Raw genomic sequence first — 19,801 nt, forward strand, 5'->3', positions numbered from 1 at the left:
CTCACTGCACCGCCCTGCATCGTTGGGCCATCGCCAGCAGCTCGGACGAGTAGCTGCCGCCGGTGACCGGGGACTGTTTCCTCAGGTCGCGAAGGGTCTCCCGTACGCGTGGATTGTTCCGCACGAGCTGCGGCGAGGTGCGTTCGGCCTCCCGCAATTCGCTGAAGGACTCGTCGACGCGACCCCTGAGGCAGAGGCCGCGGGCGTAGTCGATGCGATGCGACACGGCGCGTTCCGCCGGCATGTGGGAGACGTCGATGCCGCCATGCTCGACGACGTACGGGATGTTCTCCAGGTCAAGCTCGATCGACAGGCGGTGCAGCTCGACATTCGTCGGACCGAAGCACGTCCGCCAGTGGTTCTCGTCGGAACCGAGCCGGTCGGCGAGCCGATTCGCTTTCTCCAGCAGGGAGTTGGCGGTGGGGCGATCCTGGTGACGTGCGGCGGCCACAGCAGCTCGCAGATGAATCATGCCAAGCAGGCTCAAGGCAGCCGGGTCATCGTCGCGAACCTGACCGGCGAGCCAGGCCGCCGCGGTATCGCCGAGTTCGAGAGCGTCCTCGTACCGCCCGTTAGCCAGCAGTGCGTGCGTACCGGAGCGTGCAGCGGACACAAGCGACAGCGGGTCCTCGGATTCGTCGGCGGCCCGCATGGCCCGCTCCGCCGCGAGCCACGACAGGTCGGACTCGCCGACCTTGGCGAGGGTGGTCGCCGCCAGGTGATGCGTACGAGCCGAGACGGCGAGGCCGTGTCTCCGCTGATCGCCATGCGGAAGGTCTTCCAGCTCCTGGGCGGTCCTCAACAGGCCGGGTAGGACGGCGATGACGTCGCCAAGAACGCCAGCCTGGTAGTCGCCCCAGCCTCGTTCAACGAAGACCTGCGCCTGGTCCGGCCGCGGCAACTGCCGCTCCGCCGTGGGACCGAACAGCAGCTTGGAGAGCCGGCGAGGGCTCATCAACGCATCGCGGACGGCCGGCACGTCGTCCATGTGCTTTTCTTCGTCCTCCAGGAGGACGGGCTGGCCCATCAAGTCGCCGAGCGGGACACGCAGTACACGAGCGAGTTCAGCGAGCTTGTCGATCCTGGGCGGCTTCCGCACGCCTCGCTCGATCTTCGACAGCCAGTCGGTGCTGTGACCGACGAGACCGGCGAGCACAGGCTGCGTATAGCCCCGGCGCTCGCGGTAGAACGCGATCCGCTCTCCGATGCTGAGGTGATCACCAAGACCACGCATGCGCGTTGCCTCCCCCTCTTTGGTCCGTCATCCACGGTAGCGGCCGAGCAGGCCGCGAGATCAGGGAGCGTTTCGGGCTGCGGGTCCGTGCTCAACATCCGCTCTCGGGCCTAAAACGGGCCGGACACTTTGTCCGGCTACACCATGCTCGACCGAACTCCTCGGTCCAGAACCGTCCGGACTCCCACTCGGGCCAGGCCCTCCAAGGCGGTCACCTCGAACCGCACTTCATTCCAGATTGGGATGTATGCCGAGAGGGGTGATCGTGGTGCGCCCTCGCCTTAACTAGTGACGCGCCATCCTGAAACGGCACGGCCCTACACCCGGTCGCGCCTGAGAGTCGTCTCGCCGAGCCCGAGGGCCATGCTGCCCATGAGCTGACGAGCGAAGTCCTCCAGGATCGAGGGGTTGGTAGCGAAGAACTCCATGACCCGCTCGGTTCGCTGCTCAGGCGAAAGCTCTTTCAGTTCCTGCTGCCGTGCCAGGGTGGCAGCACCGCCATCCTCGACCTCGGCATTCACGATGAGGCTCCAGAGCGCCTGCTGGGCGTCCTCACGAGCGAGCCAAGTCATGAACATCTGCTGGAACTGCTCGCTCGTCACAGTGACCTTCGGGTCGTTGGGCGCGGTGGCCACATCTTGGGAAGGCGCGTCAGCCTCGACCCCCGGGACAGCAACAGGAGGTGTCGTCGTGGCTCCGGCCCGCAAGGCCTTCTTCTGGGCTCTGCGGGCCTGTTGCTTCAGCACCAAGGCTTCGCCCTTGGCAACGAGGACCGGCACGGCCTGGGTGTGCCACCAGTGGGCAACGTGAGGTTTTGCGATTTCTACGAGATCACCGATGATCTGGCCCGCGATGTCAGCCACGGCCTGTTGGCCGGGGGTGAGCTGAGGACGCTGATCCTCCACGTACTCGGTGACGTAGACGATCTCGGGCTTGTCTGTGAGACCTGACTCCTTTTCGGCCTTCAGGCGGATCTCGACGTGCTCCGGCCCCTTGTCACTCGTCTTGGGAGTGAACCCACGACTCCAGCCTTCGCTCTTCCGCGAGTCGGCGAGGCGCTCGCCCTTGGGGATACGAACAACTGCGTCGACCTCGTCGTACTCCTGGTCCTCGGCCATGCGCCCTCGTCAGTGCTCGGGTCTTCCTCGGCGCTCGGTCGACGAGGAAGACGCGGTAGTAGAACCTCACCCATGACCGTAGCTGCAGCGTCCGACGATTTGGCAGGTTCGGCGAGCATCGCATCAGCCGCCACAGAGCCGCAGGTCCAAGGTTGTCACCAGTCCCCTTGTCGGATCCGCTCGTCGGACACGATCCCGTAGACGTACCGCCCAGAACGTTCGGGGCATCGTGGAATCTCCGACGGCCCCGCGATCGGCCATGCCTCCAGCGCTGACCTGATCTCGTGCCACTGCACGTTGCGCCGGCTCTCGACGATGATCAGGGTGTAGCGGCTGGTCCGGTAGGTGAAGGACTTGCCGGTCTTCGTGTAGAAGACCTCCCCCTGGTGCTCCTCGATCCGAGGCCTCGCCGTCTCCATGTTGGGACCGACCGGCACCGGCTCGGGCGGAGGTGGCGGTGGCACTGGATGCCCTGCCCACCGGAGCCGTTCCTCCGGCGTTGGCTCCCGGCTACTCCGACGCCAGGATGCACTCCCTCGCACGGTAATCGAGGTGACCGCCAGCTCTGTTCCGTCCGGCAGCACCCCACGGCCAGGCTCTCGGTAAGGCTCCGAAATCGTGATGTCACGCCGCTCATAGCCGAGCCTGCTGGCAACTGACTCCAGGGTCCCCATCTGAGTGTTCCCGACGTACGACCACTGGTCCTCGCTCGCATCGTCCGAGAATTCCACGACGCCTACAAGGTAGACCCCGTCCTCGTTCGGGTCGCCGAAGAGCTGCCGCAAGCGGTCGGGTCCAAAGTCGCCCGTCATCTATCCGTCCACCCCTGCATCGCCGCTATCAGATTCTTCGTCGATCAACGCGATCACAGTCTCCCTCGCGGCTGAGTCGCGTGCTGCGCCATCCGGGACCCGATCACGGCCACCCTGCTAAGCAGCTCGGCGGCTTCCTTGAGTGTGGTTGAGGGCGGCAGCACGAAGCGCGCGCCGAACTCGACCTCACCGCTGAGCTTGGCCTGCCCCTCGCCGTAGCCATTGCCGAGGAACGCTGGAGCGCCGAGTTCCTTGAGCCGAGCCACGCCACCCTTCTCCCACTGCAACGTCTTGCGCGGCGGATGGGGTCTCCACGGAATCCAGTCCTCTTGGGCGAGGTACTCCTGCCAGAGCAGCGCCAGGTGATCCCAGTCGTAGGCCTTGGAGGAGGTGACCTGCTGCTGCACGAGGAAGAAGCGGAAGTCGACCCCACGAAGCCCGCTGCTGTCGACGAGCTTGCCAACGTCCTGAGTCGGCAAACTCTCGGTGGCTTCCCAGCGGACGGTGTAACCGCTGCCCGGAATCGGGGCGTCCACGATCGCGACGTACAGGCCACCGGAGCCGATCTCCTGGATGGACTTCGATGAGCCGCCGGGCAAGGCGACGTTGTCGTACATATAGGCAGCACGAAGCCGGAGGGCGAGGTACAGGTCGATACCGTCGATCTGATTCCAGACGGTGTCGCCATCCACCTCCGGCACCTGGGACTCGATGTGGCTCGTCCAGGCTGTGGCGGTCGTCGCGGCCCACGGCACCGGGGACGAGGCGAAGGGAGCGATGAGCTCCTCCCAGGTGAGGTTCTGCCAGTCCTGGGCATGGGTGGTGTCGAGGCGGATGCGCTGAAGCGAGACCGCCACGAACTGGCAGTCGTCTCGGTCCTCCTCGGCGACGTATTTGTAGTACCGCTCCAGCTGTTCAATTCCGAGGCCAGCAAGCAGCTTCACTTCGACGACAGCGACAACCTGACCGTTCGCCTCCACCACCAGGTCGGGTCGATCCGATGCCTTCCGGCCCCGCGACTTCGAGACCTCCCGACGAATCTGGAGCGGGCCAACAGCCTCGATCCCGAGCACGGAGCGGGTGATCGCCTGGTCGGCATTCATGAGGGTGGCGAGCAGATCGCTCCACGCGTTCTCGCTGTTGATCGAGAGCAGGAAGCGAAGGTCCGGGAGACTGCTCACTCGCTGTCCTCTCCCAGCTCCGCGTCGATGTTGAGCACGCGGATCCCGGACTGCGACTGCGCGAGGAGCACCGCAGCGTTCTCGGCAAGGTGACGGGCGGACTTGAGCCGCAGGTCCAGCTCGACATCGTCACCCCAGCGGACTGACGTTGCGATGGCGAATTCGATCGAACCACCGGACTCCAAGTGGCCGACGATCTCCTTGTGGATGCGGCGGCTGGTGCGCTGACGAGAGCGATCCGTCTTGGCGTTGCGGTAGTTGCTGGCTCGCCTGGCCAGCTCCACGGACTCCCCGATGTAGAGCACGCGGATGCCGTCGTCGTCCACACCGAAATCGTAGCGGTAGAGCCCCGGCACTCGCGGGAGTCCGGGAAACCTCGGCAGGCCGGCTTCGTCCAGCGTGATCGGGCCGGCGCTCAGCCACGAGAACGCAACACGGACATCGAGCGCCTCCAGTTCCTTGAGCTGGGACTCGTCGAAAGACCCACGACGAGACGCGCCGGTCAGCCGCGGGACCGAGCCGCTCTCGGTGGCCGAGGATCCGGCACCGATCAAGAACCCGAGGTTCTGCAGCCACCGCCGAGAGTCATGCGACTGAAACCGGCTGCGCTTGGCACCTGTGGCAAGGGAGATGACCTGCTTGACCGGCCAACGCAAACCATCTATTTCGACCCAGTACTCGCGGATCTCCTCGGGCACGTGACCAGCAAGACGCCCACGAACAAGCGTGGGCGTCAGCTCGAAGGATTCGCCATCGAGGGTGAACCGCATGGAATGGAGGTTAGCCTCGATCGTTCACGAGTCCTCGTCAGTTCGCTGACGGGGACTCTGTGCGTGTGGGGTGCGGCTTTTCCGGGGGTAGGGCAGGCTGATGGCCCGGTTGTCGCGTGGGGTGGGCGCCGGGTTCCACTCCCGGGGTGGTCGTGCGGGTTGTTGGGACGGTCGAATTGGCTGGTCAGCCGGGGTTTGGGAGGGTCTGGAGCCGGTTCATGGCGCTGGTGATCACGGGCGTCCATGGCCATCGGGTGGGCAGACGCAGCCAGTGGCGGCGGCCGGTGTTCACGAACTGGGCGGCGGCGGAGAACAGCCGCAGGCGGAGCTTCTTGGGTTCCCAGCGGCGGGTGTCGCCGGTCAGGGCGAGCATCGGCAGCCAGGCGAGGAGGTCGAGTGCGAGGGAGACGATCTCCAGCCAGATCCGGTTCTGGGCGGTGTCGTGCAGGGGCAGGTTGCGCAGGCCGGTGTCGCGGGCGCCCCGGATGCGGTCCTCGCAACGGGCCCGCCGTCGGTGACGCGCTTCGAGATCGGCGAGCTGGCCGCCTTTGGTGTTGGTCGCAAAGCAGGTCAGCCGCAGTCCGTCGAGGTCGGTGAAGCGCAGTTGGGCGCCGGTGTGAGGCCGCTCCTTGCGGACGACCAGCCGCATCCCCTGGGCCAGGTGCTCAGGTCGGGCATATCGGTGATCTCCGCGACCCAGGCGCCGGGCCGCTCGGTGCCGCCGGCGTCGTAGGCCGGCGTCCACGCCTTCTTCGGGATCTTCAGCACGGCCTGGTGGATGGCGTCGGTGATGGTCATTCCGACGGAATACGACAGCCGCCGCCCCCGCCACTGCCCATTAGGCGTGGGTGCCGCCGCCGGAGTCGGTGCGGATCAGTGTCTGCCGTCCCCGCCGCAGAGCCTTGGGGAGTTGTGCCAGGGCGAGTCGGGCGGTTTCGATGTGGTCGGCGGCGGTGTTGGAGCCTGCGTTGCCGGGCCGCAGCAGGGCGGCCACCCGCTCCCCGGACCCGGCCTGGCCGTGGTCGACGAACGCGACGAGGGGGTGGTGGCCGAAGGTCTTCTTCCAGGTCGCGGTGGCGTCCTGTTTCTCGGAGTGCGCGAGGACCAGCACTCCGCCGATGTCCACGATCACCTGGCCGTCGGCGGCCGGACTGTTCGCACCGGTCAGCTCCCAGACCCGCCCCGTGCTCGGGAACGTGCGTCCCGGATCGCCGCGAGGGCTTTCGGGCCGGATGCGGCGAGTGTGTCGATGACACCGGAGACCGTGGGATCGGAGGCCACCGGGCCGAACACATCCGGCTCGGCCCGCAGCATGCCGATGTCGGCCAGGCAGTCCCCGCCGAGCGCGACGGCTACGGCCACATCCAGCAGGATCTTCCCCGGATCGTGCACGGCCCGCGGCTTGCGCCACGGCGTGAGTGCCGCCGATATCGCGGTGTCCAGACCGGACTTGCGGACCGTCTCGGCCAGCAGCATCGACCCGGTCTGCGAGACCACCCCACGGCCACCGCCCTCGACACGGACACGCGGATACGACCCGCTACGCTTCTTCACCTGGAGAGTGCTTCTTTCCTCGCAGCTGACAGGACCCTCGACAAGTCCCATCGTTGCAGGTCAGCAGCACTCTCCACTTATTTGATCAAGGCCCGTACAGACCCACTCGCGAAAGCGCGAGGCTAACCAGGAGTCCACCAGCTACCAGTACAGCCAGCCGACCTGGCGCTCAACCCCGCCTCGCAAACTGGTTTCGCTTCTGGCTGCGCCTCAACTCAGCCTGGCGGTAGGCAGAATGGGGCCATGGATGCTGGACTCACCGCGCTGCTCGGCGCCGCTGTAGGCTCACTTGCCACCCTGGGCTCCGCGATGGTCACTGGGCGCGCGGCGGCGCGCTCGCAGTTCGGCCAGTGGCGCCGGCAGCACCGCCGGGACGCCTACGCGAACTACCTGGGCGCGGTGTACGACCGCGATGTCGCCCTGGACGCAGTGCGCGACGCGCTGCGGGCGGACCGACCGGACCTGCGGGACGTCGACGAGAAGATGGAGCGCTTCGCAGCCCAGGTCCGCGGCGTCCACCGGGCCGCTGAGTTCGTCATCCTCGAGGGTCCGCCTTCCGTGGCGGAGGCGCTCTACGTTGTGGTCCGCGCGGCCGACGACCTCGCCGAGGTCATGCGACGGATGGTGCGTGATGCCCACGCGGAAGACACCTCCCGCAAGGCCGCGGACACCGCGCTCGCCGCCGAGCGGGAGCACGTGCTGTACCAGGCCGTGAAGGGCCTCCGAGCAGCGGCCGCCGACGTCCTCGGCGACAGCCGGATACGCGTCTACTAATAGTCCCGTGACTGCTGCGCCGCTCGGGACGGGCTGGCCTGCGGAGTCAGGGGTCAAAAACACCCACCCATCGCGTAGCGACGCCGTAGGCGCCCTTGGCAAGGCGGCACTGCCCGCACACTCAACAAGCGTGCGGTCCCGACCCCGTTGCCCCAGGCGCCTCACTGGGGAACGAAGAGCAGCACTGGTCACTTTTTTTCTGAGGTTCTCATCCTGGGCGCCTGGTCGGTGGAGCGAGTTCCAGGATGTCTGCACGAAGCTGCCCACAGGCAGCCGCCGACTCCCGGCCGGCAGACAAGTGATGGGAGACCGTCCAGCCGTTCAAGCCATGGGAGAGAGCGGTGATGAATTCCTCTTCCCGCTGGCTTGGGCGCAGGGGGCTGCCGTTTACGGGGTTGAAACTGGAGAGCCGCAACAGGAGAAAGCGTCCGGCGTAGGGAGCGAGCAGATCGATCAGCGCCGCCTCATCCTCCGGTCGCGTGTTGTGCTCGCAAAGAACGTAGTTCAGCCGCACCGGGCGTATCTCAGCCACGGCCGCCCACAGAGGCAAGACGGTGGACGGGTCGTCCGCGCGTGGGATGACTACCCTGCGCTGAGCAGCATTGGCGCCATGCAGCGAGAACATGAAGCGATCCGGGAGCCAAGCCTTGGGTTTCAGGAGATTACGCACCCAAGCCTGCGGGGCGATGCTGGTCACCTTCACCTCCCGAGCCAACTCCCGGCCGACGATCGTTCTCGCGGCTGCGGTGACGTGAGTCCAGTTGGCGGCAGCATCTCCGACCCCGGCGAAATCGACCCAGACGAGGGGGCCTTGCTGTGTCCTCACTTCCTCATTCAGCTGCTCCACCGCAGAGGTAATCTCCTCCGTCTGTAGATTTCGAACGAAGGGCGTGCGGGCGAAGGTAGTGGCGCAGTGCGTGCAGCCATATCTGCATCCTGCTTGGGCCGACATGCACACTGAATATGCCTGATGCTCTCCCTCCCAGAGTTGCACGGCTTCGAAGGTAGCCCTGTCTGACGTCTTGAAGACGTACTTGATACTGTGATCGGGCGCTTCCGACGGCAGGGTTGAGACTACCTCAACCGAATTCCCGGGCGCGGATATTCCTTCCATCGCGAGGGCTCCTTTCGCTGATTCGCTCGCGCAGGGTCGGTGATGGAAAGTCGGGACGATGGTTCGCCCGGTGTTCACATTCGCCGATCATTCATGGGTGCTGGGCCCGTTATCGTGAAGCAGGTCGGCTTAGAATTGGCAATGATGTATGCCGAGTCGCGCAGATTGCCGACGCATTCGAGATCATTCTGACCCTTGGAGTGGGCGAATCCGCGCGAGGACCTGACCAACGCAGCGTAAAGCTTGATGACATCTACCCAAAATCACTCCCGTGATATCTCCCAAGAAATCCCTGGCGAAAAGGTCCGCAGATCTGCTGGCACGGTGGGCCCTGCGGAGAGGTGGTGTGTGACCTGCCGGATGATCGGCATGTCGCGGCCCTGGGGGGCGGAGCGTCCTGGTCAGAGGGATGCAGTGCAGGGCCGGGAGCTCGTCAGGGATGCCCGGGCTCGATCCCCGGCACGCGGGACATCGTGTACTTCAGCTCACGGCCGTCGGCTGTTCCGCAGCGGCGAGCACTGATAGCGCAGACCCTTGCCCACGATCCGGAACCGCTCGCGACCGGCCGCCGAGAACGGGTTGGGCAGCTCGAACACCTGACGGTGCTCCGGGTCCAGGGCGGCGGTGATCAGCAGGATCCGGTACCGACCGCCACGCGCGTGGGTGCGCGCGGCATCCACCTCGGACGGCCCGAGCTCGAACTCCACGCGCTCGCCGACGGGTTCGCTCAGCGCCTTCACCTCGTACAGCCGTGTGGTGTCACGCCAGGCGACCTCGAAGTCGTACCCCAGGCTGTCCGATGCCTCCCGGTCGCCGTTGATGACCGCGGCGTACCCCGACCGCCAGCGCACCTCGGAGTAATGGCGCTGGAGCCAGGCTCGTGCTGCGACCTCCCCGACCAGACCGATGGCCGACCGCTGGTCCTCACTCACCTGGTGCAGACGGGCCACGACCACCCGCGACGTGCCGGAACTCCCGCCCCGCCCGGGCTGGGTCACCGGCGCGACCGTGTCCAGGCGTACCTTGCCGGACTGGGCAAGGAAGGCCTCGTCGACGGTCCTGGAGGCTAGGTCCGCGATGGCCGAGAAGTGGTCGCGTCCCACGGCGACCTCCTTCTCGCCGATCATGATCGTGGCCGGGCCCGCCCCGCGTGATCCGGCGGTGCCCTGCGCTGGTTCGGTCCGGGGCGCCAGGTCGGCGGGGGTGAGGCCGAGGAGCCCCGCGTCGGCGGTGAGCGGCATGCCGGTCGGCCAGCCCACACCGCGCCGCACCACGTCGAGCAGTTGTCCCTCGCTCAGCTCGATGAGGTCGCTCAGGCCGGAGCCGTCGAGGAAGGTCCGCGCCTCCAGCAGGGGCGCGCCCTGCCAGCCGGGTGGTACGGGTGCTCCGTGCCGGCGGCACCAGGCGGACACCAGCCGGGCCAGCGCCGGAACCAGGGGGTCCAGTGCGGCGTTGTTGAGTTCGCGGAGCCGGTCGACGGGCGGGAGATCGGTGGTTCGGCCGAGATCGTCGTCGGCGCCGTGCGAGCGCAGCCAGGCCTGTGTCCTGGCCCGCATCTCGTCCTCGGGCGGGGTGACGAACCGGGGCAGCCAGTCGGGGTCGGGCAGCAGGTCGTGGAGTCGACGGGCCCCGGCGTACGCGGAGAGGTCCGCGCCGTCGCGGGCCGCCGCCACGTACCGTTCCCGCAGCCGGTCCACCACGGTGCCGGCGTGGCCGCGTACGAAGTCGCCGAAGGCCTGCTCGTGGAGATCGGGGTGGGAGTAGGGGGCGTAGCCGGGGCCGAGCGTGGTGAGCGCCTCGTTGAAGCGCTGGAAGTCCAGGCCCAGTTCGTCGCGGAGTTCGGCCGGTGTGGTGCAGGAGCGAACAAGGGCGACGAGTTCGGCGGCCGGTACGGGCAGCGAGGCGGTGTACCGGTCGACGATCTGGACGAGTTCGTCCTCGCCTGCCGCGCGGTCGAGCGTCCGCGCCGCCTCCTCGTCCCATGCGGAGCCGAGGAGACAGCACAGGACCGGGCGCAGCAGCCGTACCGTGTCGTGCACGTCTCCCGTGAGATTGCGTCTGATCTCGGCGACCTTGGCCTCGGTCGTGTCCAGTGCCATCGCCAGGGTGCGGTCGTCGATCCTTTCAGGATCATGGGTGTCGAGCTGCCGTTCCAGCTTGACCAGGACCAGCTCCAGCGCGTCCTGCAGCCCCGGCCTGCCCAGCAGTTGGGCGAGCGCGGACGTGCACGCCTGCAGTTCGTCCCAGCCCTCCTCGCTGCGCCAGACGACGACCGTGGGATGGTCTGCGTCCGGCAGCGGCAGCGCGCGGGTGGTGGGCGGTGGTTCGGTGAGCACGCCCGAGATGACGACCTCTACCTCGTCGGCGCGCACGACGCGCACGGTGCGCAGCCGCTCCAGCAGGGCCCGCACACCGCGCTCGCTGCGGCGCAGGAACGACCCGGACTTCAGTTCCACGGCTAGGGCCACCACCGTGACCAGCCATTCCCTGCCGTCGATGAGCGTGTCGGCGTGTCCGCTGGGGGTGATCGGTGTGCCGTCGCGGTGGCGGACCCGCACATCGGTCGCCGACGTGCGCAGGGTGCGGACGCCGTGGGCGTCGGCCATCTCCACGATGGCGTCCCCGCTCTCCGGTCCGGCGACCAGGACGGGATGGCCCGCCAGTTCGACGAGTGCCTCCTTCAGCGGCGCCTGCTCGTCGCAGACGTGCACGGCCACGTCCTCGGCCGTCGGTACGAAGGTGCCGAGGGCGTTGCCGCGACTGACCACGAGCCGTACCTCCTCACCGATGAGCCACGGCCAGCGGGTGTTCTGCGCGAGGTGCGACCACGCCCGCCCGTAGTGCTTCTTGAAGGAGACGCTCAGGTGCGTCGGCACGTCTCCCCGGTGGAGGATCTCGCCGAGGTGCTTGACGGCCGCTCCGGCGTGCCGAGGGTCCTCCCAGCTCCGCAGCCCGCACCGGCGCAGCCGGGCGGCCGCGATCCTGTCGGTGAGAAGCCGCCGGGTCGGCAGCGGCAACGAGGGGACGAAGCCGGGTAGTTCCCCGTCGGTGCTGAACCACGCCTCGCCGGGCGTGACGAAGACCGGGCCGTCCGACTCGGCGTCCTCCACCGGAAGCCAGGGCGTACGCCGCAGGAAGGACGCGAACGGTGTGGGCCAGGAGTGCTCGTCCCTCTTGTGCGGGTGCTCGGGCCGGTACACGGTGACGTCGAACACCTCGTCGCCCCAGGTGCGGAACCCCAGGATGAGCAGTTCGGCGAACTCCCGCCGTGCGGTGGGGCCGAGGTTCGCCACCTCGGTCGCTCCCGGGAGATGGGCCAGTGGCCGCTGGAACGCGTAGGGCGTCCACGGGTGGGCGAACTTGGTCCACCGGGACCGTACGTCCGCCGTCCACACAGGCCCCAGGTCGTCGCCGAGGCCGAACCGCTGGGCCAGGCCACGGGGTGCCAGATCGTTCCCCTGCTGGGCTCCCAGGCGGTCCCCGACAACGGACAGCCGCAGTCCGTCGACCACGCCGACGGCCGTGAGGAATTCGAGGTACGCCTCCCGGTCCCGGACCGGCGCGGGCCAGTCGTCGGGGCCGCTGATCCAGTGCCGCCGCTGGTCCGCCAGCTCGGGGATCCGGGAACCGCCCGCTTTGAGGAACCTCTCCAGCCGTTGCGCGCCTTCGGTGCCCCAGCCCGGTGAGTACGAGCAGCGTGCCGCCCTCGCCCAGCCGCCGTCGGCGAGCGGCACCCGGAAGGCGATCCGCGACAGCCGGTCGCGCTGCCCCGGCGTGAGCGCCGGGAACTGCCGCAGGGCGAAGGTGAGGGCGTCGCGGCTGAGGGCCTCCGAGGGCCGTGCCCCGAGCAGGTCGTGCAGCGCGTCGAGGACCTGGTCCAGCTGGTAGGAGCGGACCAGCCCGCCCCGCAGCAGGAAGTCCCGTCCGGGGCTCTCCCAGGTGATGTCGGGGTGGGTGAAGGCGATACGGCGGCGCAGCGCCTTGAGGTCGCCGGGGACGCGGGTGCCGGCGTCGTCGTGCTCGTCCCCGGGGTGGAAGAAGACGGTGCCTTCCTTCTGGCCCTTCTTTCCCTGCTCCGCCGCACCGCCGAGCGCCGGCCGCAGGCCGCCGTCCTGGTCGAGGACGATCCGTCGACCCCGCAGCGCGGTGTGCTGGCCGGTGAAGGCCTGGGCGAGGTCGTTGTAGAAGTCCGCCCAGCGCGGGCTCGGCGACTCGCCGCCTTCTGCCCGGATCTCCTCGGCCACCGCCTCGGCCCAGTCGGCGGTCCTGAGCAGCGGAGGACGCAGGGCCCGGGAGACGACCGCCTTGGCCAGCCGGTCGGCACGGGCGTGCCGGACCTGGCCCGCGGAGGCGGCCAGCAGATGGGCTCCGGCCCTGGCGAGCGCCCCGGCGGTGAGGACCCGCCAGGGGCGTCGGCCGTCCGGCCAGGCGTAGGTGTCCCTCAGAGTGCCCCAGGACTCCCCGCGCTCCAGGGGGAGGAACGGCTCGACGGCGAGCCGCCCGTCCACCGCCTTGCCGAGGCGGGCCGGAGTGTCCCAGCACATGAGGTCGAGGACGAGGTCCCCGGCGCGGGCGTGCGGGGTCTCGGTACGCAGGCGTCTGGCCGATTCCACGCAGAGAACCGCCAGTTGGTCGAGCAGCAGATCGTTGAGGGCCACCGCCTCGCTGATGTCGAGCCGGGCGAGCTTGGTGAAGAACGGCGCGTGGGCGTGGCCCGGGAACGGCGCGGAGGACGCCTCCGACATCGGGATGAAAGTGTACATCCGGCCGTTCCGCGACAGCGGCCGGTCCAGTCGGAGCGCGACACCGACCCACGCCTCGCCCTGCCAGTCCAGCCATTTCGCGTCGATCCCGTGGACCTCGACGCTGCGCTCGATCGCCACGCGCAGCGCCTCGGCGTCCAGGGTCCGCCGTGCCAGCAGATACCGCCCGGCGTCACCGAGGTCGACCTCGCTGATCCAGTCCGCGGTCCGGGACGCGACCATGTCGCAGGGGCGTTGGGCACGTGACAGCACATGTCGTGTGCCGTCCTCGGCCCCGTCACGGATCTCCACGACCAGTTCCCGTACGCGGTCGAGGAAGAGCAGCAGGGGCGCCTCGTCGTCCACCACGTTCTCGGCCTGCGCCACGACGAGGCTCCAGGCGTGGTCGTTGCGCAGCGGCAGTCGTACGACGGTCGCGTAGCCGTCCGTGGCGAGTTCCTTGAGCACGGGGTCCGCGGCCTCGGCGGGCACCGGCAGTGCCAGCGGGGAGACATCCTTGATCACCCGGGCGGCGAGGGCCGGGTCGTCGACGACGGCGTGGATGTCGTCCGGTCGGGCGAAACGGAAGCAGTAGCCGTCGAACGAGTCGGAGGCGGGCGACGCCTTGGAGTAGATCTCCGGCCAGTCGGTCAGCTGCAGCACACTGCGGAAGCCGAGCCCCTTGTTGCCGATGCCCTCACCGGCTTCCTTGCTGGAGAGGGCCAGTTCGGTGATGGCCTTGAAGTTCTCCACGGTGAATCCGGTGCCTTCGTTGGCGACGTACAGGACACCGCCGCCGTCCTGGTGGCGGGTCGCCAGCACGGCGATCCTGCCGGTGCCGCCCGCGGCTAGGGCGTCGTGTCCGTTCTGGATGAGCTCCAGGATGGTGCGGCCCTCGTACTCCTTGGCCGTGTCCTCGCTGACGGACTTCAGGCTCTCGGCGAAGCGCCAGTCTCCTCCCGCCCCGTCGAAGATCTCGATCCGCCGTCGTGTCAGGGCGGTGATCGCGTCCCCGAACCCCGCCCCTGATCCACTGCCTTGCGTCGGTGTAATGGCCGTTCCCCCTCGCTGAACCGGCATGCCTGTGCGTGCCTGCCGGGAATCGTGCTCATCAGTGTGTCCGGAAGGGGGCACCAGCCACGTTTTCCGGCCAATTCCTTGAAAGCTCACATGTCGATGCGAAAGGGGGGTGGGGCCGGCTGCGTCCCCTGCGACGTCCGGGCACCCTCAGATGTGGTGAACGGCGGGACGACTGAAAGAAGCCCTTCGGCAGCCCGAATTGTCAGAGGCGGGTGCTAGAAGGTGGCCGATTGGTGTCAGGCTGCCTCGTTCGCGTGATCTTGCTGTCGTATCCCTGCCAGCCCCGCTATGCTCAACAGCAACGCGTTGAAGGAGACGAGTAGCTGCGGGATCACGCAAGCAGAGAGAGCCGCTGGTAGCTGGGAAGGCGGCCTTGCGCCCCGAGGTGAAGACCCTCCTGAGCGCGGGGAGGAACGGCCTCACGGAAGGCCTAATGCCCCGCCGGCTGGCCCCCGTCATCGGGCACGAATGAGGCTGTGGCTCTTTGAGCTGCGGTAAAGGCGCGGTGGCACCGCGAGTACCCTTCTCGTCCGCGCCCCCAAGGGATCATGACGACGCCCCTTGGAGGGCTGCGATGATCCACACGACTAGCCGTGTACTGGTGTCCGACCTGCGAGAACACGTCGGGCAGACCGTTTCTGTGTCGGGCTGGGTGAACACGCTCCGCCTGCAGCGCAAGATGCAATTCGTCGTGGTGCGTGACCACACCGGCATGGTTCAGGTCACCCACAAACGCGGCGGCGAAGGTGACGAGGTTGAGGCCGCGCTGGAGGGGCTGACACCTGAGTCCGCGGTCCGGATCACCGGTCGCGTGGTGGACAACCGGATCGTGAAACTCGGCGGCCTGGAGATCCTCCCGGAATCAGTCGAGGTTCTGAACCGGGCAGAAACACCACTACCCATCGACGACCAGACCGGACTCGAACATCGCCTGGACTGGCGGTTCCTGGACGTACGGCGCCGGCCCCAGGCGCAGCTGCTGTTCGCTGTGCAGACCACCTTCGAGCAAGGGATGCGCGAGTACGCCTATCGGCAGGGGTGCACCGAGATGCACACCCCGAAGCTGATGGGCACCGCCTCGGAGTCGGGCGCTGAGGTATTCAAGCTCGGCTACTTCGACCGCTCCGCCTACCTGGCGCAGTCGCCCCAGTTCTTCAAGCAGATGGCGATCTCGGCCGGTGTCGACAAGGTCTTCGAGATCGGGCCTGTCTTCCGCGCTGAGCCGTCGTTCACTTCCCGGCACGCCACCGAATTCACTGGTGTGGACGTGGAGTTGGCGTGGATCGACGGGGTCGAGGACGTGATGGTGTTCGAGGAGCAGATGCTTGCTCATGCCATCGCCAAGGTCGCCGACGCACACGGTGAGGCGATCCAGGAGACATTCGGTGTCGAGGTCACGGTGCCGACGACACCGTTCCCGCGGATCACGATGGCTGAGACGCAGGAGATCCTTCGATCCAAGGGCTGGGACCCGGCGGGTGTGAAGGAGGACCTGGACCCGGAGGGCGAACGCGGGGTCGCAGCGCACATCAAAGAGCAGACCGGCCACGAGTGGGTGTTCGTCACGCACTATCCGACAAGCATCCGGCCCTTCTACCACATGCGGCCGACGGACAACCCGGGTGTGACGCTCAGCTTCGACCTGCTGTGGAAGGGCCTGGAGGTCACGACCGGAGCGCAGCGTGAGCACCGCTACGACGTGCTCTTGAAGCAGGCTGCGGAGAAGGGGATGAGCACCGAGCCGCTGCAGGACTACCTGAACGCGTTCCGGTACGGGTGCCCGCCGCACGGCGGTCTGGGCATGGGGCTCGGGCGGGTCCTGATGGTGATGCTCGGCCTCGAGTCGATCCGGGAGGCCACGTTCCTGTTCCGTGGTCCTAACCGGCTCACCCCGTAGTCACGCCAAGGGCCGGGGCCGCTGCTTCCTCTGAAGGGTGCAGCGGCCCCGGCCCGGTCAGTAGCGGACGTTACGCAGATCGAGCTTCCACGCCTCGTCGGGGTGCTGGTCCCAGTAAGCGCGGAGTGCCAATTCACGCTCAGCGAAGCGGCCTTGGCGGCATAGACCGCCGTGGGAGAGGGTGACGCTCATCGCGAGCGGGGACTCGGTGGTCACCCAGTGCGGGGTCAGGGCGTGGCTCCACAGTCGGTCACCGGGCCCCATCCGTACGGACTCGCGGTCGGCCGGGTCGTGTTCGGGCGGTTCCTCTGCGGTGGTCTCGCCCACCACAGCGGCCTCGGCCGTGAGGTGCTGGTCGGGGTCCCTGTAGCTGTGGAACGTCTTCGTGCCCTCGATCTGCCACACGAGCCCGTGCGAGTTGTCGTTGTGGTACGTCGAGGAGGCACCGCCCGTGGAGATGAACAGCAGCGGCGCGCACCGTTGCCACGTGAACCCCCAGCTCGACAGCCGGGTTCGCCAGGGGACCATGACCTGCTCTTGGAATCCGCTGAGGAGTCCGTCGTAGAAGCGGGTGAGGTTGAAGTGGACGAGGCGGAACGTCCAGGTGGCCACTTCTTCGACCGGGGCTGTGCGGAAGGCCGACGTACGGTCCATGCGTACGGACCAGTCCTCGTCTCCGAGGATGGTGAAGCGCACTTCCTCGTCCTGCCGGACGGCGTCGAGGACGTCAAGGGCGGGCGGAAAGCTGAAGCCGGTGGCGGTGAGGACGTTGCTGACGCGCTTGTTGGGAGGGGTCCGCCACCGTTCGATGAACTCTTCTGGTGTGGTGACTGGGGTCGTCATCGTCCACTCACGGGGTGTCGTCGGCGCGGCAGATGGCCGCGCACTCTGGGGTGGTCCGGTCCTGCGGTTCGGCGTGGAGAAAGCGACTGATCTCCGCGCGAGGCGCGCGCACGCTCACCCCCGTTTTGCCGTAGGGGCAGCGGCGGATCTCGCCGCTGGCGGACACGTACAGCGTCGCGGACGCGCAGGAGGGCCGTCGCTCGGGGTACAGGTGCATGGCTCGCAGGGCGGTGAGGTACTCCTGGAACCGCAGGGTGAGCTGGAAGTAGCGTCCGAGAAGGTCGGTGTCCTCCCGCTGCTGGGCCAGGTAGTTGTAGAAGGTGGAGCCGGCACGCTGGCGTGCCGTGTCGTCGAGCGCCACCGGGCTGAGCTGGATCTGGACTCCTGACTTGTCGACGCCCTCGTAGATGTCCTGGCACTCCTGGGCTGTGAGCTTCCAGTACGTGAGGTGGAGAACTCTCTCTGCCGTAGGGACTTGATCGAGCGTCGCGATCGCCGATGCCACGGAACGGGTGGTGCGCCCGAGTTCCATGGCACCGGCCGAGTCGGCGGACACGGTGACGTTCGCGAGTAGGCGCGCGCTGTCGGCCAACCGGTCTACGTCTTCGGGGTCTCGGGCCGAGGTGACGATCGACACGGGAATCCCGAACTGGTGGGCGAGCCGTACGAGCTGGCGGAGTTGGGGGTGGTGCGTGGGTTCGCCGCCGGTCAGGCAGATCGCTTCGACACCCGTCTCCTTCAGTCGGGACAGTGCCCGGGTGTAGGTGGGGATGTCGAGGAAGCCGTGGGCTCGGTCGGCTCGGAAGCAGAATCCGCAGGCGATCTTGCAGTGGCCGGCGGTGCTGATGAGCGCGGAGCGGAACCGCTGCCGGACTGGCGAGGGTGGGCGCTCGGGGTGGGTGACGGTGTTCACTGCACCCCCGTGCTGTCCCATACGGCGATCTCCACGGTGCTCTTGTAGAAGTCGCACATCTGCGGGTCCGGCCGGTCTCCGCGAATCAGGAGTTGTTCGTTGCGTGAGGGTCCCCCGCAGATCGCCAGAGCCGGGCACTGGCCACACTCGGGGATGGGGGCGACGTTCTTGGCGATGCCGCCCAGCAGGTTCGGGTCCGCACGCAGTTCGTCGAGGGTGTGCAGGAAGGAGGGTGCGGTGAAGTTGATGTCGCAGAGGCTGACTCGGTTGCCGGGCAGCAGGGCGACGTTCAGGGTCCGGTCGCTCTGGATGTGGTCGAAGAGCATGGGGCGGCGCCGGTCGAGGGCCTGGAATGCCCGGTCGAGGACGGAGAACATCATCCCGCCACGCCCGAGGGCGACGAGGCGTGCTTGGTACAGCTCCCTGGCCAGTTCCCTGCCCTTGACCGTCCAGCGTCCGCTGGTGGGTATCGGGGTGTTGGCGTAGATGAACTTCAACCCGAGGTCGTCGATGATCCAGGTGACGGTTTCGGCCAGGCGGCCGATGTTCGCGGGTGTGGGGGTCAGGTTGCAGCCCACATGGATGCCGCCTGCGTCGAGGAGTCGGCGGACGTTGCGCCGAATCCGGTCGTCGGCCGGTTGCCCGCCCAGGAGCCGCCGGTGCTCGGCGTTGATGGCGGGCGGTCCGTCGATCGAGATCCCGACGCCGTACTCGTACCGGGCGAAGTGGTCGATCATGGCGTCGGTGATGCGGGCCCCGTTGGTGACGACTGTTCGGCGGACCCGTTTGACGTCGTACTGCGCGGCGAGAGAGTCCGCGAGGGTGTCCCCGTGTTGCATCAGGTCGAAGCGGGTCGTCGGTTCGCCGCCGAACCACTGGATGGCTACCTCGTCGCGACCGGCGTTCGTCTCGAAGAGGTAGGTCAGGCCGTCGGCGATTTCCTGCTCGGTCATGTCCGGCTTGCCGGTGTTGGTCTCGACGAAGCAGTAGCTGCACTTCATGTTGCAGGCGTCGGTGAGGACGACGCGCAGGCCGCTGATCCGTACGGGGACGGGATCCAGGTCGAGTTGGTGGAGCCGGTTATGGAGTGCTTCACGCTGATCAGCGCGAGGGCTGTCGGGCGTGAAGCCGAGCTCGGCGAGAGCTTTGTGGGTCGCGGTCGGGGGAACCGCGGAGAGGTCGGTGACCTCCCCGCGGTCGAGGTACACACTGTCCAGCGTGACCGGGTCGAGGAGAGCGCCCTCGCCATCCCGGACGTACTGGATGTACTTCCCCCACAGGAGCTGTGAGGTGACCATCTGTGTTACGCGGCTTCCTCTTCGAGGATGCCGCGCTCGGCCATAACCTTGCGGACGAGCTCCTCACCGGCGGCCTGCAGCTGTGCTGAGGCCTCCGGTGAACCTCCGTCGGCGAGGACGATCACGCCGGGGAGGGTCGGGTTCGGGGCGATGACCGTGATGCCGGCGGGCTCGGTGCTGACCACCATGATGGCGTTCTCGACCGGGACCCAGTCCGCCTGATCCTTCACCGCTTCCAGGATCTCGGCCTGCTTGGCCTGGAAGGCGTCACGCTCGCCCATCCAGACTCCGGCCTTCTGCTTGGAATCGACGACGTCGGCGTAGAGCAGGTGATCGTTCTTGTTTCGTCGTGGTGTCGGCATGGCACTCATCTCCTATCGCTGGCGCGGCGCATTTCGGATCTGATGTCGTGCTGTGCAGGCCTGGAGTTCGGGCCCCTCATGAGGGTGCTCCGGATTCGCAGGGCGAGCA

Annotated in this window: 13 protein-coding genes and 1 pseudogene; 2 read left to right on the plus strand and 12 right to left on the minus strand. The window is 67.6% G+C overall.

The window, feature by feature from the left end; genetic code table 11:
* Window position 1 precedes the first annotated feature (1 nt).
* The 6 genes and pseudogenes from ACWGJB_RS26430 to ACWGJB_RS26455 all read right to left on the minus strand — a co-directional run bounded on the left by ACWGJB_RS26430 (window position 2) and on the right by ACWGJB_RS26455 (window position 6,669).
* Complete coding sequence (locus ACWGJB_RS26430; RefSeq protein WP_453382570.1) at window positions 2-1,234, minus strand: helix-turn-helix domain-containing protein; 1,233 nt, start codon at window positions 1,232-1,234, stop codon at window positions 2-4.
* A gap of 317 nt (window positions 1,235-1,551) precedes the next feature.
* The gene (locus tag ACWGJB_RS26435) at window positions 1,552-2,352 is read right to left on the minus strand and encodes a hypothetical protein (RefSeq protein ID WP_383902239.1); all 801 of its coding nucleotides are present in this window, start codon (window positions 2,350-2,352) and stop codon (window positions 1,552-1,554) included.
* Window positions 2,353-2,507: 155 nt separating this feature from the next.
* Window positions 2,508-2,771 carry a hypothetical protein gene (locus ACWGJB_RS26440; RefSeq protein ID WP_158778598.1) on the minus strand — a complete coding sequence of 88 codons (264 nt, stop codon included), beginning with the start codon at window positions 2,769-2,771 and terminating at the stop codon, window positions 2,508-2,510.
* Window positions 2,772-3,217: 446 nt separating this feature from the next.
* Window positions 3,218-4,345 carry a PD-(D/E)XK nuclease family protein gene (locus tag ACWGJB_RS26445; RefSeq protein WP_453382571.1) on the minus strand — a complete coding sequence of 376 codons (1,128 nt, stop codon included), beginning with the start codon at window positions 4,343-4,345 and terminating at the stop codon, window positions 3,218-3,220.
* Window positions 4,342-5,115: a hypothetical protein gene (locus ACWGJB_RS26450; protein ID WP_453382572.1), complete on the minus strand. Its 774-nt coding sequence runs from the start codon at window positions 5,113-5,115 to the stop codon at window positions 4,342-4,344. The genes ACWGJB_RS26445 and ACWGJB_RS26450 overlap by 4 nt, the downstream gene beginning before the upstream one ends.
* A 184-nt stretch (window positions 5,116-5,299) precedes the next feature.
* Window positions 5,300-6,669 (minus strand): annotated as a pseudogene (locus ACWGJB_RS26455) (IS1380 family transposase).
* 243 nt (window positions 6,670-6,912) lie between these two features.
* Here ACWGJB_RS26455 and ACWGJB_RS26460 point away from each other — a divergent pair.
* Window positions 6,913-7,443, plus strand: coding sequence for a proline dehydrogenase (locus ACWGJB_RS26460; protein ID WP_453382573.1), 531 nt, complete (start codon window positions 6,913-6,915; stop codon window positions 7,441-7,443).
* Window positions 7,444-7,651: 208 nt separating this feature from the next.
* On the opposite strand, the gene ACWGJB_RS26465 is transcribed toward ACWGJB_RS26460, so the two are convergent.
* Together ACWGJB_RS26465 and ACWGJB_RS26470 are read right to left on the minus strand one after the other, a co-directional pair.
* Window positions 7,652-8,290 carry a hypothetical protein gene (locus ACWGJB_RS26465; protein ID WP_453382574.1) on the minus strand — a complete coding sequence of 213 codons (639 nt, stop codon included), beginning with the start codon at window positions 8,288-8,290 and terminating at the stop codon, window positions 7,652-7,654.
* Window positions 8,291-9,042: 752 nt separating this feature from the next.
* Window positions 9,043-14,379, minus strand: coding sequence for a sacsin N-terminal ATP-binding-like domain-containing protein (locus ACWGJB_RS26470; protein WP_453382575.1), 5,337 nt, complete (start codon window positions 14,377-14,379; stop codon window positions 9,043-9,045).
* 574 nt (window positions 14,380-14,953) lie between these two features.
* On the opposite strand from ACWGJB_RS26470, the gene aspS reads away from it, so the two are divergent.
* Window positions 14,954-16,276 carry an aspartate--tRNA(Asn) ligase gene (gene aspS, locus ACWGJB_RS26475; protein ID WP_453382576.1) on the plus strand — a complete coding sequence of 441 codons (1,323 nt, stop codon included), beginning with the start codon at window positions 14,954-14,956 and terminating at the stop codon, window positions 16,274-16,276.
* 57 nt (window positions 16,277-16,333) lie between these two features.
* Here the strand turns inward: aspS and ACWGJB_RS26480 are convergent, their stop codons facing one another.
* The 4 genes from ACWGJB_RS26480 to ACWGJB_RS26495 are packed head-to-tail and all read right to left on the minus strand — an operon-like array spanning window position 16,334 to window position 19,692.
* The gene (locus ACWGJB_RS26480; protein WP_383902224.1) at window positions 16,334-17,119 is read right to left on the minus strand and encodes a hypothetical protein; all 786 of its coding nucleotides are present in this window, start codon (window positions 17,117-17,119) and stop codon (window positions 16,334-16,336) included.
* Window positions 17,120-17,126: 7 nt separating this feature from the next.
* Entirely contained in the window at window positions 17,127-18,053 is a 927-nt protein-coding gene (locus ACWGJB_RS26485) for a radical SAM protein (protein ID WP_453382577.1), read from the minus strand.
* Complete coding sequence (locus ACWGJB_RS26490; protein WP_383902218.1) at window positions 18,029-19,330, minus strand: radical SAM protein; 1,302 nt, start codon at window positions 19,328-19,330, stop codon at window positions 18,029-18,031. Before ACWGJB_RS26490 ends, ACWGJB_RS26485 begins: the two co-directional genes overlap by 25 nt.
* Before the next feature lie 5 nt (window positions 19,331-19,335).
* Entirely contained in the window at window positions 19,336-19,692 is a 357-nt protein-coding gene (locus ACWGJB_RS26495) for a hypothetical protein (RefSeq protein ID WP_099964115.1), read from the minus strand.
* Between the last annotated feature and the right edge of the window lie 109 nt (window positions 19,693-19,801).

Source organism: Streptomyces sp. NPDC054813, from assembly GCF_053611365.1.